At 36.2% G+C, this 19,724-nt stretch carries 12 protein-coding genes; all 12 read right to left on the reverse strand.

The window, feature by feature from the left end:
- Positions 1 to 24: 24 nt before the first annotated feature.
- Positions 25 to 702, reverse strand: a complete 678-nt coding sequence (locus ACFOWM_RS04100) for a bifunctional 4-hydroxy-2-oxoglutarate aldolase/2-dehydro-3-deoxy-phosphogluconate aldolase (RefSeq protein ID WP_379707410.1) — start codon at positions 700 to 702, stop codon at positions 25 to 27.
- A gap of 2 nt (positions 703 to 704) precedes the next feature.
- A complete protein-coding gene (locus ACFOWM_RS04105) occupies positions 705 to 1,700 on the reverse strand; it encodes a PfkB family carbohydrate kinase (protein WP_379707411.1) in 996 nt (331 codons plus the stop codon).
- Between the two features lie 66 nt (positions 1,701 to 1,766).
- Complete coding sequence (gene kduI, locus ACFOWM_RS04110; RefSeq protein WP_379707412.1) at positions 1,767 to 2,597, reverse strand: 5-dehydro-4-deoxy-D-glucuronate isomerase; 831 nt, start codon at positions 2,595 to 2,597, stop codon at positions 1,767 to 1,769.
- 29 nt (positions 2,598 to 2,626) lie between these two features.
- Positions 2,627 to 3,385 carry an SDR family NAD(P)-dependent oxidoreductase gene (locus ACFOWM_RS04115; protein WP_379707413.1) on the reverse strand — a complete coding sequence of 253 codons (759 nt, stop codon included), beginning with the start codon at positions 3,383 to 3,385 and terminating at the stop codon, positions 2,627 to 2,629.
- Between the two features lie 24 nt (positions 3,386 to 3,409).
- The gene (locus ACFOWM_RS04120) at positions 3,410 to 4,609 is read right to left on the reverse strand and encodes an alginate lyase family protein (protein ID WP_379707414.1); all 1,200 of its coding nucleotides are present in this window, start codon (positions 4,607 to 4,609) and stop codon (positions 3,410 to 3,412) included.
- A gap of 10 nt (positions 4,610 to 4,619) precedes the next feature.
- Entirely contained in the window at positions 4,620 to 6,098 is a 1,479-nt protein-coding gene (locus ACFOWM_RS04125) for a polysaccharide lyase 6 family protein (RefSeq protein ID WP_379707415.1), read from the reverse strand.
- A 108-nt stretch (positions 6,099 to 6,206) separates the two neighbouring features.
- A complete protein-coding gene (locus ACFOWM_RS04130; protein WP_379707416.1) occupies positions 6,207 to 9,659 on the reverse strand; it encodes a beta strand repeat-containing protein in 3,453 nt (1,150 codons plus the stop codon).
- A 5-nt stretch (positions 9,660 to 9,664) separates the two neighbouring features.
- On the reverse strand, positions 9,665 to 10,558 hold the full coding sequence (locus tag ACFOWM_RS04135) for an alpha/beta hydrolase fold domain-containing protein (RefSeq protein ID WP_379707417.1): 894 nt from the start codon (positions 10,556 to 10,558) through the stop codon (positions 9,665 to 9,667).
- A 16-nt stretch (positions 10,559 to 10,574) separates the two neighbouring features.
- The gene (locus tag ACFOWM_RS04140) at positions 10,575 to 11,480 is read right to left on the reverse strand and encodes an alpha/beta hydrolase fold domain-containing protein (RefSeq protein ID WP_379707418.1); all 906 of its coding nucleotides are present in this window, start codon (positions 11,478 to 11,480) and stop codon (positions 10,575 to 10,577) included.
- Between the two features lie 2 nt (positions 11,481 to 11,482).
- Positions 11,483 to 13,027: a RagB/SusD family nutrient uptake outer membrane protein gene (locus ACFOWM_RS04145; protein WP_379707419.1), complete on the reverse strand. Its 1,545-nt coding sequence runs from the start codon at positions 13,025 to 13,027 to the stop codon at positions 11,483 to 11,485.
- Between the two features lie 18 nt (positions 13,028 to 13,045).
- A complete protein-coding gene (locus ACFOWM_RS04150) occupies positions 13,046 to 16,249 on the reverse strand; it encodes a SusC/RagA family TonB-linked outer membrane protein (protein WP_379707420.1) in 3,204 nt (1,067 codons plus the stop codon).
- A 52-nt stretch (positions 16,250 to 16,301) separates the two neighbouring features.
- Positions 16,302 to 19,721 (reverse strand): beta strand repeat-containing protein, encoded by a 3,420-nt coding sequence (locus tag ACFOWM_RS04155; RefSeq protein WP_379707421.1) that lies wholly within the window; start codon positions 19,719 to 19,721, stop codon positions 16,302 to 16,304.
- Between the last annotated feature and the right edge of the window lie 3 nt (positions 19,722 to 19,724).

A 19,724-nucleotide genomic window follows, 5' to 3' on the forward strand; every position in this document is an offset into this window, starting at 1 on the left:
AAGTATTGAGTGGCTGAATATTTTTTATGATGTAGTAATAGCTGATGAAGTAATGGTATTTATATCTTGCAAAATTTGAGCAGTAGTAGTGGTTAGTAGCTCATAATTTTTATTATTCATTATTTGTTTTGTAATAAGTGTACTGCCCATACCCACGGCACAAACGCCTGCATTGAACCATGCTTGCAAGTTTTCGATATTGCCAGTAACACCGCCTGTAGGCATCATATACGTATGCGGAAATAAATCTTTTACGGCCGCTACAAACGAAGGTTGCAATACATTACCCGGAAATAATTTAACTAACGTACAACCACTACTTGAGGCGGTATGTATTTCAGTAGGTGTCATGCAACCTGGTATCCAACCTATGTTTAACTGTTGGGTGTTTTCATGAATTGCTGCATCGTAAACCGGACTAATTAAAAAATCAACACCTATTGCTGCAAAAGCGGCTGCCTGTTTTCCATCTGTGATAGTCCCTATTGAAATCAATAAATCGGGCATTGAAGCATTACGTTCACCAACTAATTGTTGTGCATTTTGTAAAGCATTAGTGCCTCTATTCGTAAATTCTATTACTCGTATACCTGCACTGTATAATGCTTTTACAATTTCAATACAAACTGTTGGGTCATCATGATAAAATAATGGCAACATTTTTTGTTGAAGAATAGCATCAATCATTTTTTGATGTGGCATAACTAAGGTATAAATGATTTAATGTCAGCTACAGTTTTATTAGTTGCATCACCCTTTACTCTCATTTTACTTACAGCAGCGGCAGCCGCAAAGTTGATGATGGCTGCATCATCATGATTATTAATTAAAGCATATATTAAACCTGCCATAAAACAATCGCCACTGCCTACTTTATCAATTACTTGTTGTTGTTCAAATGGTTTTGAAACAGTGATTGTTTCATTATTTTTCAATACAGCAAAGTATTGTTCATCAAACCTAAAAGTATATGCAATTGTTTTTACTTTAGGATAACGACTTTGTAATGCTTCCATTGATTTGGTTGCTGCCATTACATAATCATTATTACTATAATTTGCAGCTTCGACAATACCATGAGGTATATTCAACAAAGTTTGTGCTGCCCAAATATTGCCCATAACTACATCACAATAAGGCAACAACAACTGCATCATTTCAAAAGGTTGTTTTCCATATTGCCATAATTTTGAACGATAATTTAAATCAATTGAAATAGTCAAACCCATTGCTACTGCTGTTTCCAAAGCCTCTTTACAAACCATAGTGGTTTGCTCACTTAAAGCAGGACTAATCGCCGTAAAATGAAACCACTCACAACCTTGTAAAATTTGTCGCCAATTAATATCACCGGGTTTCAGTTCATAAAAAGATGAATATTTTCTATCATAAATAACGCCTGCATTTTTTAAATCGGCTCCTTGTGGTAAAAAATATAAACCGATTCTTTCGCCAGAAAAATGAATAGCATTGGTATTTATATTTTTTGTTTGAAGTGCATCTACTACTTCATTACTCAAATAATGGTTGGGCAATGCTGTACAGTATTCAACCGATAAACCCCATAGTGCCAGTGCATTTGCAACATTTAATTCAGCCCCACCAATATGCAAAGGCATGTTTGCCTCTTTAATCCATTGTCCGTTTAACTGTGGCGACATTCGCAATAGCAACTCTCCAAAACAACTAACTTTTTGCATGTAATTACCTTTATTGTTTTGGGTTAAAAGATACTTTTATTGATAAAAATTAAAATACTATTAAGCTTATTTTAGATCTGGAATTGCTACTTGATCCATATCAGTAAACTCTTTGTTTTCACCAGCCATACCCCAAATAAAACCATAGTTGGATGTACCACAGCCAAAGTGCATGCTCCATGGCGCCGACAGTGCCCCTTCTAAATTACCCACCACTAAATGCCTAGTTTCTTGTGGCTCCCCTAAAAAATGCATGACACGATGTCCATCTTTTACATCAAAATAAAAGTACGCTTCCATTCTTCGTGTGTGGGTATGCGGAGGTACTGAGTTCCAAACACTTCCATCTTCTAAAACGGTTAATCCCATTACCAATTGGCAACTTTGTATACCATCATTATGAATGTATTTATAAATAGTACGTTTGTTTGAAGTAGTGATATCGCCTAAGTTTACAGGTGCTGCTTCGGCTTTGGTCATTTTTGCATTTACATAGCTATGATGTGCCGGCGTAGATAAAATATAAAAATGTGCAGGGTTGCTTGCATCATTGCTACTAAACTGTACAGCTTGTGTACCTTTTGCTAAATACACACATTCTAATTTTTCAATGGCATAATCCACACCATCAGCCGTTACTGTGCCTGTACCACCCACATTGATGATACCCATTTCTCTACGCTCCAAAAAATATTTTGCTTTCAATTCATCTTCATTCGGCAATACAATAGCGTTAGTAGTAGGTACGACACCGCCTATAATCAATCGGTCATAATGAGAATATACTAAGTTGATACTACCTTGTTGCATTAAGTTTTGCAACAAAAAATTGTTACGCAGTTCTTGCGTATTCATTTGACTTGTTTCTTTCGGACTATTTTGAAACCTAATTTCCATTATAATATGTTTTAGTAATTGTTTAAAATTTATCTACCCATCCATCCACCATCAACCGTTAAAATAGTACCGTTGATATAATCTGATGCTGGTGATGACAAAAAGAGGTATGCACCTGTTAAATCAGTGGTTTCGCCCCAACGTGCTGCTGGTATACGAGCTAAAATGGCCGCATTTCTATCTTTATCTTCCCTTAATAATTTTGTATTAGCAGTAGCTATGTAGCCTGGCGCAATACCGTTTACAGTAATACCATGCTGTGCCCACTCATTGGCAAAAGCCTTTAATAAAGAAGCCACCGCCCCTTTACTAGCAGCATAACCTGGCACATTAATACCACCCTGAAAACTTAATAAAGAACAAGTAAACACAATCTTACCAAACTTTTGTGTTAACATCAATTTACCAATTTCTCGAGTAATGATAAACTGTGCATCTAAATTAATATTGATGATGGTATCCCACATTTCATCAGGATGTTCAGCAACAGGTTTACGTAAAATACTACCAGCATTGTTTATTAAAATATCAATACGATCGTGGTCTTTTTTTACTGCTTCTAAAAAATTGTAAATTGAATTTCTATCAGAAAAATCTGCAGTGTAAGGATAAAATTTTCGTCCTGTAGCTGCTACTGCTTTAGCAACTTCACTATCTGCAGTTAATGAACTACTTACGCCAATTATATCAGCGCCAGCTTCTGCCAATTCTACGGCTACAGCCAAACCTATACCACTGCTGCATCCTGTAACCAAAGCAATTTTGTTATCAACTCTAAAATTTTGCATGTTAAATGTTTAAGGTGATTTAGTTTACAACAAATTTATTAATAAACCTTTGTATGCATCACCTGTAATTTCTTTTATAGCATTTGTACAGCTTTTGCAATCATAATGTGATATGGCCTTCCACAAAAGCGGCACTGCATCACCATAAGTAAATGGTTTTATTTGCTGCCCTGTCCATGCTTGCTTTTTTGACAAATAGGGTAACATAGCATCAAAACCTTTTTGTAACGATTTACCAGATGGAGTGGTGAATTTCCACAAATTCAAATCAGTTTGGGTTGATAGTTCGGCAATAACATTAAAAGCATTTAATATAAAAACAGAATACCCCATTGATGTGGTACGTTGTAATTCATACGGGAAAAAACCTTTATCATCCATCTCTTTATCAAGCCTTGCTGCGGCTCTGGTAACAGTTTCATTAGCAACTGCTTTATTATCTGTAAACAAGGCATAAGCTAATGCTTGAGCATCATACCAAATACCATGATTATTTTTTGCATCACGTTCTTCAATGCCTATAACACTGCTTTGCATCCAATGCAAATAATCAGAAAACCATTTTTTTAAATCAGTAGTATTTTGAGTAGACCAACTTTTTGAATTTTTAAGTAACGAAACAGCATCAATAACAAAAATAAAATGCCTTGTGTCTAACACACCTTCTCCTCTGCCTTCGCTTCTACCCTTTACCGCCTGTCCGAAGTTTGCATTAGGATTCATTTTAGTGGCACTATTTAAAAACCACACTTTAATTAATTCGCTGGCATGTTTTGCATACTGTTCATCATTAGAATAATAATATGCCAACCCTAACACATAAATATGCTCACACATTTTGGGCATATTATCTTTATCAGAATAATTTTTTACTTCAGGGTTTACCTCTCCATCTTTACGCATATAAGGTACGCCATTAGGTTTTGACGGATCGGGCCACCAATAAGGTGCAATGCTCATATAATCATGCTTGTCGCCACTTGGCGGTACATCTACCTTATCCATTACTGAAACAGGTTTAAACTCTAACGATTTTTTAGCTTGCTTTAATAAATTCTCATACGATGCTAAAAGCTCATTATTCGTTTTAGATAAAATAGCTTTATTTTTTTCTAAAACTGCCACATCTAATTTGATAACGCTACTTTTTGTAAACTTATCTTGTGCCGATAATGTAACTGTGCCTAAACAAACAGCTACAATTGCTATTATTTTTTTGATCATGATGATTTTTTTAATGAAGCCAACTAACACCTACATCTTTTTTAGTAACAATCCATGCAGGGTTAAAATGGGTAATATCAGTATCGTTTAAAAAGATATTATATTTTGCTAATCGGCTATTGATAACATTTACCAACGTTTTATTTATGTTGATATTTTTATTAGATGTGATGTTAGTTGACACTACATCACTTTGAGTAATTTTTTGAAAACCTTTATCAACTGAAATACTGTTGTAATAATAATTTTGCTGTGCTAAATAAGTGCTTTCTGTATTTTCAATTTGAAATACTACTGGATTTTTACCTTTTGTATTCATCACCGAATTACCTTCAACCCAAACATGTTGTGGTGCTTCAAAAGGCTTGCCCTTAGCGGCGTTTCCTACACCGAGTGTTATGGCAGGCCCTACTGCATTGTAAACAGTATTATAAGCAACAATAGCACTATCAGCCGGGTAATATTCATTTAAAGCCGAGCCTTTTAAACCAGCCATTATACAAATAGGCGATTTCATTACACTACTACCACCAGCAACGTTTTCTATATAATTATTAAATACAGTTTGGTAAGGGTTGATGATACGTATACCACCACTGGTATTTTTTGATGCAGGACTATTAAAATAATTGCCATACACCACACATTGTTGCCCGTGACGTAACACCAATGCACCATCGTTATTTACAAAACTGTTGAACCTATAAATGTTACAAAAACTTTTATTGCTGATAACTTCTGCCTCAATTTTTTCATCTTCAAAAAAATTATTTTCAATTACATTATAGCCTTTCGTGAATGATGTTTTGCTATCTCCAATACGCATACATTCTCCACCATTTTCAGTATACGTTCTAAACCCAAAATAATTATGATGTATATGATGATGGGTTGATGGTGCCGCATCGCTACCGTCAACATAATCTTTCGACTTTTTATAAGCCACTACTAATGTGGGGCCTTTATTGCTCTTACCTAAAAAATAACAATGATCAACTTCGTTGTAACTACCTTTTAATAAAATACTGTATTGTAACACTTCCGCATCTTTAGGTGTATAATTTACCACGGCACAATTTGTAACCCTGCAATGATGCGTATTGTCATTATCTTTAAACTGACTTCCAAATTCAATGACATTATCACCATTATCTAATGTATTGACACCTTCAAACAAAAAGCCCTCCGCTTGCAAATAACTACCAGCAACAAATAATTGTGAACTGCCTTTAAAAATAACTTTGCCAGCTGTTTGTGCTTTCAAAACAATGTAAGCTTGTGCTGTACCATTTTGTGTTGGCTTAAAATTTATTTTCAAGTCATTATAAATACCATCTTTCCAAATAATGGTATCACCGGCTTTTACAGTTTGTAGCATATTATTAAAATCGACTGTATTATCCACTACAATATGATGTGCCGTAACATAAAATGGTACAACAAAAAATATCGTAAGCAGCAACCATTTAAATTGTTTTATAAATAACATGTTAGCAATTTCTTTAAAACTGTATAAAAACGGCATGTTGCTATATACTTACAATAGCGAACATACCGTTTGTGAAAGAACCCTTTATTAAAACCTCACCTTCTTAAATTATTTCTTTAAAAACTGACTCGTAGCTACTTGTTGATCAACCATTGCTTCAACAAAATAAACACCTTGAGGTAACGTTGATACATCTATTTGTAATGTTGTAATATTTTTAACTGATTTTGTTAAGATAACTTGTCCGTTTGTATTCACAATTTTCACTGCACTATTATTGCTTAACCCGTTTACATAAATAAATTGAGTTGCAGGGTTAGGATATACACTCGTTAGCAATTGCTTGTTATTTTTCACAATTACAATATTGCTGTACTGAAAACTTCCATCAACATTCACCACTTTTAAACGATAATAAACAGTTGCTGTGTAGGTAGTAGCATCTGCAAAAACATACTGGGATATTTGTTGTGCATTTACTGCACCGATTGATTTAAAATCAACACCATTCATACTCGTTTCAACAATGTATTGTTGCACATTAATTTCATTACTTACAACCCAATGCAAATTATTTTTTTGATCCACTTTTGTAGCATACACATTAACTAATTTTACTGGCAAAGGACCAGCAGCTTGGCCTACACTAAAGGGTGAAAAGTTAGTAAACGTTGCAGTTGCAGTATTTGAAGTATTATCACCCGTACCTATTGCAGGTTCCCAAATGGCACCGCTGTATCTATTAATACCTACTTGATTATTGGGGAATGCTGAAAAATTGGAACCCTCCAATACACTGGGCCAACTCAGTTGCATGGCACAATCGCCACTACCAGTAATTCGGTTGATCGTCCAAACAGCATCAACCACATCAGCTTTTTGCGTAGCGGAATATGCCGTACCTGTTGGCGTACCATCTGTTGTAATACCTTCAAAACAACTAGCAGCAAAATCCATGATTGATGTAGGCGTTAAACTAACCGGCAAATACTTTGTAGCAGTACCTATAGGAAATAATGTTGTAGTTGTAATATCATCAAACCTTAAAACACCCACACTATTACCAGCAGCTGCACAGGCAATATATTTACTGTTGCTGAAAGGAGCTCCTCCAATAATATTGTTAGTTAATACTCTTACCGTATCAGTTGCACGAATGGTTAAAATACCACTACCTAGTGTTAATGTACCTCTAATACGTGTATTAAAATTTGTAGTTACAGGTGCATTGAGCAATACGTTACCAACTATAATACCTGTGGTGGCTGTTGCACTTATACCAAATGGTGCTGTGGTAGCTGCATTAATAATATAGTTTGTGCCAGATTGATATGTTTTTGTACCACTTACCACTACTGCTCCTGTAGCATTATCAAAACCATTAGGGTTTGCCGAAACCAATGTTGCACTATCACTTGTAAAAGTGTATGTAACGCCTGTGGCAGTAGCTGTTGCTGGCTTTGATAAATTTATAACTGCATTTGCCGTTGAAAAACCAGCAACAGATGTAGTCGCATCTAGCCCCGTACCTGCAATAGCTAACCCAGCATTACCAGATAATGTGCCCACGATATTTGTAAGTAAATAAGAACCTTCGGTTGTATTACCTGTAATGGACGTTGCAGCACCAGCAACCCTTGCTGTAAAGGTTGCCGTGCCTGCAATTTGTCCACCACTACTAAAACTAAGCTTACCAACAATATTTACCGTTGTACTAACAAACATCTGTTTAAGCAAGCTAACATCACTATAATTCGCAACAGTGAATGATGGAATATTGATACTGCCTGTACCCGAAATAGTTTGTGGCGTACTGCCACCCATAACAATAATATTGGTGCTACCACCGGGTGCAGATAAAGTTCCGTTTACGGTGAGGTTACCCAAAATAGGTGTATTACCACTAGAGTGTGTTACAAATGTTGCTCCATTATCAATTGTAATATTTTCAACTTTATATAATGGTCCATCAGATGTAAATGTGGCATTGTTCTCTATAAAAATATTACCGTATGTTTTTAAGTTTGCGTATGAACCTGTAGCACTTGATGCATTACTTCTAAAATAGGTATTACTCCCAGGCATCATATTACAGGCCTGAAATGTAGATGTGCCGCCCATGGGACTTCTATTACCTGTTACTACTAAATTTGAGCCTGATTGAAAAATTACGCCATTTTGCACAGATTGTGTACTACTGCCAAAGGGATAGGCTGCAGTTGCAGGTGTGCCACCTGAGTTAAAAGTAGCCCCTGCTAGAAATGCCAACCCATTAGTTGTTTGTGAAGTAATACGGTGCGTACCGGTATTACTCATACTGAATGTACCACTTACTGTACCAGTAACATTTGCCAATAAATTGATGATGATGTTACCATCTGTTAACGGACTATTTACAGTGAAATTACAACCTGTACCAATAACAAAATCAGGATCGGGTGTGCCATCACCATTAACAGTTAAAGTACCCGTACCACCGCCCCCAGCAGGGCGTTGTATCACCACATTGGCATTATTCTGTAATTTAATTTGTCCGAATGAAGTAGAGGTAGCGGTTAATGTAACCGTACCTGTTGTTAGTACGGTACCACCAATATTACTACCATCAAAAATTAATACATCATCAATAGCAGTTGCACTTCTGCTCGTACCTAAACCATCTAACTGTGTATTCCAATTTGCATTTGCTGTAAAACTACCATTTGCGCCACCAATCCAATAATAAGTTTGAGCAGCTAATGTACCTTCAGCAATAGAGAAATCTGCAAAGCGTACTGCTTCATCACGTAAATCAGCAGGTGTGTTCAAACTTCTATAAATACCCCATTTAGGGCGTATAAAACTATTATCAGTTCTAATAGTAGCGATGTTATTATTGGTATAATTTAATAAAACAGCTCCATCGCTAACCCTTTTTAAAGTGATGGCATATTTGCCACTTGTACCTAATGCAGGGTTACCCACAACAATATTTTCAATAACAGATACCCACTGCCCTTCTAACAAGGTTAAATCAATAATTGCTGCTTTAAAAGAAGCACTAGCACTTGTTTCTACATATATTAATTCTAACTTGTTAGGTGTTCCTTTACGAGCTGTCAAAGTAAAAATAGGATCAGCATCATCACCATTCACCGGTTTAATTTGATGTAAATGTGTAAAGCTAGATGATGCTTTAAAACCATTTGGTATTTTAAATAACCATTTATAAGTTACCGTTTCGCCGTTAGTACCAATGAGGTTTGCAGGAGATGATGCATAGGTTTTAATTTCAACCCTTTGCCTATCAGCCGAACCTGTTGATGGATCACCATCAGTTGAAACATGCGAATAAAATTCAAATACATTTTTGTTCAATGAATTATCAAACACTTCAGCAATATGCCTACCAAAAGTTGTATGGCTATCATCTGGCGCTTCAACCACATCGTAACCGGGCGCTAGCTTGCTGTTGATGAGTTCGTAGGTATTGCCCGGACCATCAGCAGATAAACTCACTTGAGCTATGTTGGATTGCAAGATGGCCAATAAAAAACAACATTGTAATAAAATTTTTTTCATAACAATTATTGTTTAAAGTTTTTAAGATTCATTATGAACGCCATCATTGCTTTGTTAATTTCACTATTTTTTTCTTTTTCAAACTTACCATGTAAGCCACCTGGCACTGTAATGAATTGTGAAATGACACCAGCATCTTGTAGTTTTTTGTATAATGCTACAGATTCTTGATAGGGAACCGTAGGGTCAGCATCACCATGTACAATAAATGTTGGTGGGCTATTTTTATCAACATACGTAATGGGTGAAACTGATTTTGCAAAAGCTTCATCTTTTGATTTTGCTCCCAACCAATTCACAGCAGATTTGCTGGTGATATTTGGTCCATAAGCCCAATCCCAAACATCAGTGATACCATACTTATCAATAATGGCAGCTACTTTTATGTTTTCAACACCCGTACAGTTCGTATCGAAAATATGGTTATTACCTAATAGACCACCCATTAATGCCAAATGACCGCCTGCACTGCCTCCCATTATTACAATTTTGTTTACATCAATATTTAATTCCTTCGCATTTTTAATTAAATAAATTAAAGCACAACGGGTATCTTCAATTGCAGCAGGGGCTGTTGCTTTACCAGTTAAACGGTACTCAATGTTAGCCACTGCAAAACCAGCTTTAAAAAAAGTACTAAAGCCTGTTTGTGATTCTTTCTCACCGTGGTTCCAACCGCCACCATGTATATTAATAACAACTGCAGTAGCTTTTCCATTATTTGGGGGCAAATACAAATCCATTTTACCTTCCCAATCTTTAGCAGTGGTATACACTACATTTAATTTTGATGAATAACCAGCAGGGTATTCAACCGGCTTGAATTCTTTTTCAACAGCATCTTGAGCAAACGAAGAAAAAGAGAGTAAGCTCAAAGCAACGATGATTATTTTTTTCATGTAGATATAATTTTAATTATTGAATTGACAAGTGTTCTTTTAAAAATGGTATGAGTGCTGCTTGTATGATTTGTTTTTGTTGTTCATCATAACCACCATGTCCACCCCCAGGTATTGTAATAAACAGATGCTTTACTCCAGCTTTTGTTAAAGCCGCATCTAATTCAACAGTTTGCTGGTAAGGCACACGAGGGTCAGCATCGCCATGCGTTAAAAAAATTGGCGGATTATTTTTATTGATATATGAAATGGGTGATAACGATTTTGCAAAAGCCACATCATCTTTTTTTGCACTACCCAACCACTCATAAATTGCACCATCTTTTAAAACTTTATTAATGTTTGGATCAAATAAAGTAGATGGAGTAGATTGAGCAATAACTGCAGCAATACGATAAGGTTTATTAGTAATGGTACAATCTTTATCAAATTGAGCATTATTGTTCCCCATTAGCCCAGCCATTAATGCCAAATGTGCCCCAGCAGAACTACCACTTAATACAATGCGATTAACATCAATATTCAAAGAATCAGCATGGTTAATTAAATACATCATTACACAACGCACATCTTCAATGGCAGCAGGCGCTGTAGCTTGTGCACTCAACCTATATTCAACATTGGCTACAGCAAAGCCTAATTTAAAGTAGGTACTAAAGCCAGTTTGCGATTCTTTATTGCCATGCCGCCAAGCACCCCCGTGCATATTAATTAGTATTGGCATTGGCTTTACATTTACGCCTGATTTATAGTAAATATCAACCCTACCTTCCCAGTTGTTTACTTTTTTGTATACTACATTTAACTGCTGCGTATAACCAACAGGAACTTTCACTGATTTTACAGATGTAAGTTCTTGTTGTGACAACACAACTTGTGCACTCAGCAAAAAAACAATTAAAATGTATATACCCTTTTTCATGACTAGTACCCAGGATTTTGAGGAATTACCAATTGGGTGTTCGTATCTATTTCATGTTGTGGAATAGGCAACAACAAATGATCTGGCGTTACAAAAGCCTGTAATTGAGCCAATGTGAGTGCCGGCGCTGGGTATTGACCGTAATGCCTTGCATATTCTCTTGCAAATTGATTTTTTATTACATCTTCTGCTCTTATGGTAGTTAAAGTTGTATTATAACGCACCAAATCAAAAAAGCGTTGATTTTCAAAAGCCAACTCCAACCTACGTTCGTTAGAAAGTGCTTCTTCAAAAGTAGCCACACTGTTTACAGTAGCAGGTAAACTTGGTAACCCTGCCCTTGTACGAATGGTATTAATTAAACCAATACTTGAAGGGGTATAGCCTTGTGCTTCTGCCAACATTAATAATATATCAGCATAACGTAAAACGGGCCAATCACTTTCTCCATCACCTGTTAAAACAACAGGCGTTAAATACTTTTTTACGTACAATTTAGCTGCACTACCACTGCCAAATACACCTATGTTTACGGCCCTTCTTGCATCGGCTGCAATGAATGCTGTATCAACATTATCTGTTGGATAATTATTTCCTAAACCAGAACCATTGATTACAGCAGAACCGCTATTGAGCGGACCAAAATCATTACCGAAACTTGAACCCAAACCTAATCCTCCGGCTTTATAACGAACAGCGAATAATATTTCACTATTCAATTCATTAGTGGTAGAAAATACAGTTGCATAATTTGGTTGCAATGCATGACCACTATTGGTAATAACATCTTGCAGCAAAGTAATAGCCTCGGCTTTTCTATTTAATGTTAAGTATACTTTAGCCAATAACCCTTTTGAAGCCCAACGTGTGGCCTTGCCTAAGTTTACAGCCGCTATTTGATTATATTTTGCAGTACTTAAAAAATTAGATGCGTTGGTTAAATCAGCTTCAATTAATTTATAAATATCAGCAACAGATGAACGATTAATGGTAACACTTTCAGTAGCAGTAATAGGTGTGTGAATCAAAAATACACCACCATATAACCTTACTAAATTAAAATAATGATATGCCCTTATAAACATAGCTTCACCAGCCAATTGTTTGCGAATAGAGTCACTCATACTAACACTAATAGCACCTAAAGTAATAGTACCAGTTGCAGGAGCATATTGAACGCCTAGCCTTTGCAAAATAACATTACAGTTACGGATATTATTGTATGAATTGAGCCAGTATGTGTACAAACCCTGATGGGTGGTTGCAGGGAAAAACATATCCAAATCACTGTAATCTCTATTGATAGATGAGGTACTGTTGGCAACGCCCATTTTGGTATTATCGCTACGCAATTCTGTAAACTGCCACTCGGTATTCATGGTACGTTGCATACCACTATAACAGCCTGTTAACCCTGATTGAATTTCTTCAACAGTTGAGTAATACGTGGCTGAATTTAAATTAGATTGAGGTACTACATCTATCACTTTTTTGCAAGAAAAAAATCCAATGCATGTGATCAAACTTATATATTGTAAATATTTCATGACGTAATTTTTGAAGAATTAAAAATTGATATCAACACCTAACAAAAATGTTTTACTCATTGGATAGCTACCACGTTGGTATCCATCAGCTAATGGTGATGCATACGGACCAGTGGTTAACCTTCCTTCAGGATTGATACCTCTATAATTATCAGCAAAATGAAAAAACAAGTTTTGTGCAGAAAAATACAAACGCATTGAACTCAACTTGGCCCTATTTGCAAAACTTTGTGGTAATGTGTAGCCCACTAATACATCTCTCAAACAATAGTAAGATGCATCTTCAATAGCATAATCAGTTAGCAACCAGTTGGCGAAACCTGTTGTTGAATAAGGTGTTTTACCATCGCCAGGGTTAGCAGCACTGATCCACCTATTTTGATTATAATTTCTATTGTAACGTTTAATTTCATTATAATTAGCATCACCATTAACCAACGAACCGCCATGTACACCTTGAAATGAAAAACTAACATCAAAATTTTTAAGTGTGAATGAGTTGGTAACGCCCCAAGTAAAATCAGGATATGGATTACCAATAACCGTACGGTCGTTGGCATCAATTTTATTATCGCCATTAATATCAACTAATTTTAACCCACCTGGTGTAAACACATTGCTCAAACTGCTGGTTAAACCTTTTGCTTGTGCCTCATTTATTTGTGCTTGCGATAACCATACACCATCTGTTTTATAACCAAAAAACTGAATTAATGGTGATCCTACTTTATTCAAATAAACTTCTGTACGCTCTCCTTGATTTAAGAAAAACGATTCCCCCCCTAATGCTAAAATTTTATTTCTTGTACGTGAAATGTTACCTGAGGTTGTCCATTTAAAATTTTTAGTTCGCACATTCACATTTGTAACTTCTACCTCAATACCCCTGTTTTGTAAACTACCGATGTTATTAATATAAGTAGGTGCTCCTGCAAATGCAACTACGTTTTGGTTCAGCAATAGTTTATCAGTACGTGATTGATAAACATCAACCGTAATATTTAAACTATTTTTAAATAAACCTAAATCTAAACCACCATTATATTGATAAGTAGTTTCCCAAGTAATGTCGGGATTCGATAAAACATCTCTAGAAGGTACTTGTCCAATACCAGATGTACCATTACCGCCACCAATAGGATAATTAGATTGATACAATAAATCAATAAATAAAAAATCATTGATGCGATTGTTACCCGTTGCACCATAACTAGCTCTCAACTTTAAATTATTGAGCCATTTTACATCACTCAAAAAGTTTTCTTTGGTTGCTACCCAACCAACTGATACAGAAGGGAAATACCCCCATTTTTTTCCGGTGGCAAATTTTGAACTACCATCACCACGTATACTGGCACTTACAATATACTTGCTTTTGAAATCGTAATTCACCCTACTCAATACTGATAAAAGCCCTTCTTTATTTTTGAGGCTAAATGTATTTTCTTTTTCAATTAACAATGCTGTGTTAAGTGTTTGAATATTATCACTTGGAAAATCAAGTCCAACAGTTTGATCATTTTTTGATTTGGTTACTTGCGCTGTAAAGCCTGCCAATGCAGTTATAGAGTGATCTTTTATTTGCTTGGTATATGTAACCGTATTCTCATTTAACAAATCAACATACGTTCTATTGGTGAATACGCCTCTGTTTACATCACCAGCTCTGTTAGAGTTACGTTTTGCAAAATCTAACCCATCAGAAATATTGATGTATGAACTTAATAAGGTTTTAAAATCTAACCCTTTTGCTAAGTTTATGGTCATATCAAATGAAGTGGTAGCTCTGTAATCATTTGAAGTAATAGACCTTGTTTCTAAAACAGACTTTGGTGTATTATTAGCGGTATTAAAAGGATCTGCCGCAGTAGTGGTATTCCAAATACTACCATCAGGCATTAAACCACTGTATACTCTTCCGTTAAAAAAACGAGCCTGTGCAAAATCGCCTGCTTTCACATCAGGATACAATGGGTTCTGACGTACGAACGCTGCTGTGCTTTCATTCAAATAAATAGGTAAGTAAGATGGGAAACGCACAAAATCAATATAGCTTACTGATGGCCTTTCACGTTTGATATAAGACGGATTAAAGTTGAAAGACACTTTTACTTTTTTGCCTAATTGAGCATCTAATTTTGCCCTTACGTTAAAACGTTCATATTCGCTATGATAGCTAAAGCCTTGATCATTTTGATAACCAGCACCTAAAAAATATTTTAAATTTTTTGTACCGCCTGATGCTGCTAACTGAATATTTTTTGTGTTTGCGTCTCTTATAGTTGATGTTTGCCAGTCTGTAGCTTGGCCACCCATAATTGTGTTTTCAATAACATAAGCAGCACGTTCAGCTGTACTTGCAACATTGAGTGTGGTTGGTGGTGGAGCTGTTGGGTCTTGCGCCCTTAAAGCTGCTTCGTAAAACAACAAATTGGTATACTCACTTGTAGTCATTACTTTGTACAACTTATAAGGTTGTTTTATACCAGTAGATATTTTTACGGAATACCTTGTTTTATCTGCTTTACCTGATTTGGTTGTGATTAAAATTACACCGCTTGCCGCCCTTGAGCCATAAATTGCAGCAGATGCGGCATCTTTTAATACTTCAACTGATTCTACATCAGCCATGTTCACAAATGCCAACCCGTCTGGTACAGGATGCCCATCTACCACCACTAGTGGATCAGCACCTGCATTGATAGATGAAATACCTCTTACCCTTACTTTAGGTGCTGCACCAGCGTCAGATGAAATATTTTGAATTTGTACACCTGCAATTTTCCCCTGTAAAGCTTGGTCAAGCCTTGATGCTGGTGACTCATCTAAACGCTCATTTTTATATTTTGATACAGCCCCTGTTACACTTGATTTTTTTTGCGTACCATATCCAATAACCACTACTTCGTCGTTTGCTTTATTTGATGGTGACAACGCTATATCAAAAGTGCTTTTACCGTTGGTTGTAATTGTTTGTGTAATGTAACCTACATAACTAAAAACCAAAGTTTCATTAGCAGATTTTAATGTAATGGAATACACCCCATCTTTATTTGTTACAACACCACCCTTTTTGTTTGTGGTAAGTACGTTTACACCTGATAAAGCTTCGCCAGTATTTTTATCTGTGACTTTACCAGTAACCGTATTTTTTTGTGCGAATGAAAAGCCTGCAACTAATAGTAGTGGTAACATTATTAGTAAGCCTCTTATCTGTTTCATTTTAAAATATTTAATTTGATCAATTGTTGTTTTGGTAATGTTCGGTTAAGGGTTATTTTAAAATCGCAATTGTTTTTACTAAGTTCACTGCTTTGCCTTTTATGGTAACCACATAAGCACCTGTTACCAATGCAGGAATAGGAATATCAGCACTTATAAAACCAATAGGCATCAAAATATTTTTTCTTGCAACAGGTCTGCCCAACATATCATACACGGTAACATCGCCTATTACAGGTGTGTTACTATACGCTCTAATAGTTAAAACATTTGTACTACTTTGATAAGCATTAAAATACTGCTGATCTTTACCTGTTTTTGGCAAAATGGTGAGCCTGCCATTGGTATATATAAAAGCATAATTGTTAGAAGCTGCATTTTGTGGTATTAAACTATAGTAACCAGGTGATGAATTGGTATTTGCTACTGTATTTACCGTTGGTAAACTGGTTAAGCTTGTTGGCGTTTCACCCAATACAAAACCAGTATATGTAAAATCAAAAACAGGGTTAGCGGTTCCTTCAATTTTTGAAGTATCTTTTACTCTAATGGTGAGGTTTGCCTTATTTACAACCAATGGTTGCGTAACATTGGCTGCCGGAAAATAACCTACAGCACCTGCTTGTGAAGCGGTAATAGTAGTGGTACCTGCACCAACAATATGTACCAAATTACCCACTACTGTTGCTACGCTGGTATTGCTGCTCACAAAAGTAATGGGTGTAACATTGTTATTGCTACTTGCAGCAATGGTAAAATCAGCATTACCATAAGTTTTGGTTGGCAATGCATTAAATGTAATAACCAATTGCTGATTGGCTTGTACTGTTAATGTACCGTTTACATAGGTAATATTATAATTAGCAGCTTGTGCATTACTCACTGTAATAGGATAAGTACCCGGTGTAGATGCAGTTACTGCTGTAGTTGTAATGGTTGGTGCAGTTGTAAATACACTTGCATTTTCACCTAATACAAAACCAGTGTAGGTAATAGTTAAAGTAGGATTTACTTGTCCCTCAAATTTTGTTTTGTTATCGGCAGTAATGGTAAGAGGCGCCTTATCTACTATCAAAGATCTGGTAATAGAAGTTGCTGGGTAAAAACCATCACTAGCTTGTGATGCCGTAATATCAGTAGTACCTGCGCCAACTATATGTATGTTACCTGCAACAATAGTTGCTACTGCCAAATTACTACTGCTGTAAACAATTGGTTGGGTTGTATTTAAACTACTTGCACCTCCATTAAAATCCGCAGCACCATATACTTTATTAGCTAATGCATTAAAAACAAAAGGTGTTGATGGTGGCACCGCCCCAATTGATAGCGGCGTAAAATTCGCTATAGTTGCAGTAGCAGTATTAGTGGTATTATTACCCACACCAATAGGTGCTGCATATGATGTACCTGTATTAGCAATTATACCAATATCTGTATTCGGTAAAGTGGTAAAAGTTGATCCCTCTAAAGCATTCGTCCAACTCAATTGCACATCACAATTACCTGAACCTACTAATCTGTTGATGTTCCAAACTGCGTTTACTACACGTTGTTTTTGTACTGCTGTTAAAGCAGTGCCTGTAATTTGTCCATTACTGGTTATACCCTCAAACACAGCAGCAGTAAATGTTGACACACTAGTAGGCGTTAACCTTACGGGCAAATAATTGGTAAGTGTGCCTATGGGTAGCGTTACAGGAGCCAAAACACCATCATATTGAACAATACTTTGTTCGCCAGTAACTGCATTATAATCTGTAGCAATATAATTGGTATTACTAAATGCGCCATTTATAAAAGCACCTGTGTTAATACGAATAGTATCTAGCGGACGCATTGTGATTTTAGCGTTCACAGTTAAAAAGTTCAATACGCTTGGCCACACATTAAAAGTAATGGGTGCATTTACTTGTACAAAACCAACGTTTACTCTAGTAGCGTTTGCGCCACTAGTTAAACCAAATGGTTTTAATGTTGCACCATTGAATATATAATTAGTACCAGATTGATAAGCTTTTGTACCAGTTACAATCACACTACCTGTTAATGAATCCATACCATTAGCATTAGCAGTTATCATAGTGGCTGCATCACTAGTAAAATTATAAGTGGCCCCTGTAGCATTTGCTATTGCTGGTTTTGATAGGTTGATGGTACCATTGGCTGCTGAAAAGCTGGCTACATTGGTATTAGCATCAATACCAGGACCAGTGATTGCTAAACCTGCAACACCTGTTAATACACCCGCCGGAATACCTGTAATTAAAAATGAGCCAGCAGTGGTATTACCTGTTACACTTGCTGCAGTGCCGTTAACCCTTGATGTAAAAGTGGCTGAACCATTAATTTGGTTGTTCGTGCCAAAATTGATACTACCAACAATGTTACAAATACTTGTAACAGTGATAGATTTTGCTAAGGTTACACTACTATAATTAGATACTGTAAATGAAGGCACATTAATAGTGCCACTACCAGAAATTGTTTGAGGAGCGCTGCCGCCCATTATTAAAATATTGGTACTACCTGTGGGTGCCGTAAAGCTTCCATTTATTGTAAGGTTACCTAATACAGGTGTAATACCACTCGTGTGTGTAATAAAAGATGAACCACTCTCTACCGTTAAATTATCAACTTTCGATAATGGTCCATCAGATGTAAGGGTCGTGTTATTTTCTACAAATATGTTTCCGTAATTTTTTTGATTAACATAAGAACCTGTGGCACTCGATGCATTGCTTCTAAAATAGGTGTTACTACCCGGCAACATATTACATGCCTGAAAAGTAGAAGTACCTCCCATTGGGCTTCTATTACCAGTAATGATTAAATTAGCCCCATTTTGAAATACTACACCGTTTTGAATACCTTGTGTACTACTACCAAAAGGGTATGCAGCTGATGCAGGTATACCAGCCGAATTAAAAGTGGCACCTGCTGCAAAAACTAAACCATTGGTTGTTTGCGATGTTATACGATGCGTACCTGTATTGGAAATAGTGATAGTACCGTTTACCAAACCAGTTGCGCCTGCACTCATTGGTATAATAATATTACCATCAGCTAATGCAGTATTCATGGTTAAGCTACAACCAGCTGCAACAACAAAATCATCAGCCGGACTAGCATCACCATTCAAAGTAAGGGTAGCTGTACCACCACCAGTACGAGAAATGATAACATTGGCATTATTGATGATTCGTAATTGGCCAAATGATGCAGAAGTAGCTAACACAGTAACCGTACCAGTAGTTGGTGTTGTACCACCTACATTTGTGCCACTAAAAATTAAAATATCAGTAGGGTCAGCTGCTGCCCTTACAGTACCAGAGCCGTCTTGCGACGTATTCCAATTACTGTTGGCTGTAAAACTTATAGGGCCAACACCTCCTACCCAATAATAAGTTGTTTGGGCAAAGGCCATGCCTATTGAAAAGATAAGCAGCGTAGTGAATAGCATTTTTTTCATAAA

Origin of the sequence: Ferruginibacter yonginensis (assembly GCF_042651465.1) — a bacterium.
Classification (GTDB): domain Bacteria; phylum Bacteroidota; class Bacteroidia; order Chitinophagales; family Chitinophagaceae; genus Ferruginibacter; species Ferruginibacter yonginensis.

Excerpts from the sequence above, each read along its gene's own strand:
- ACFOWM_RS04100 (WP_379707410.1), bottom strand. The coding sequence starts at position 702 with ATGCCACATCAAAAAATGATTGATGCTATTCTTCAACAAAAAATGTTG.
- ACFOWM_RS04105 (WP_379707411.1), bottom strand. The coding sequence starts at position 1,700 with ATGCAAAAAGTTAGTTGTTTTGGAGAGTTGCTATTGCGAATGTCGCCA.
- kduI (WP_379707412.1), bottom strand. The coding sequence starts at position 2,597 with ATGGAAATTAGGTTTCAAAATAGTCCGAAAGAAACAAGTCAAATGAAT.
- ACFOWM_RS04115 (WP_379707413.1), bottom strand. The coding sequence starts at position 3,385 with ATGCAAAATTTTAGAGTTGATAACAAAATTGCTTTGGTTACAGGATGC.
- ACFOWM_RS04120 (WP_379707414.1), bottom strand. The coding sequence starts at position 4,609 with ATGATCAAAAAAATAATAGCAATTGTAGCTGTTTGTTTAGGCACAGTT.
- ACFOWM_RS04125 (WP_379707415.1), bottom strand. The coding sequence starts at position 6,098 with ATGTTATTTATAAAACAATTTAAATGGTTGCTGCTTACGATATTTTTT.
- ACFOWM_RS04130 (WP_379707416.1), bottom strand. The coding sequence starts at position 9,659 with ATGAAAAAAATTTTATTACAATGTTGTTTTTTATTGGCCATCTTGCAA.
- ACFOWM_RS04135 (WP_379707417.1), bottom strand. The coding sequence starts at position 10,558 with ATGAAAAAAATAATCATCGTTGCTTTGAGCTTACTCTCTTTTTCTTCG.
- ACFOWM_RS04140 (WP_379707418.1), bottom strand. The coding sequence starts at position 11,480 with ATGAAAAAGGGTATATACATTTTAATTGTTTTTTTGCTGAGTGCACAA.
- ACFOWM_RS04145 (WP_379707419.1), bottom strand. The coding sequence starts at position 13,027 with ATGAAATATTTACAATATATAAGTTTGATCACATGCATTGGATTTTTT.
- ACFOWM_RS04150 (WP_379707420.1), bottom strand. The coding sequence starts at position 16,249 with ATGAAACAGATAAGAGGCTTACTAATAATGTTACCACTACTATTAGTT.
- ACFOWM_RS04155 (WP_379707421.1), bottom strand. The coding sequence starts at position 19,721 with ATGAAAAAAATGCTATTCACTACGCTGCTTATCTTTTCAATAGGCATG.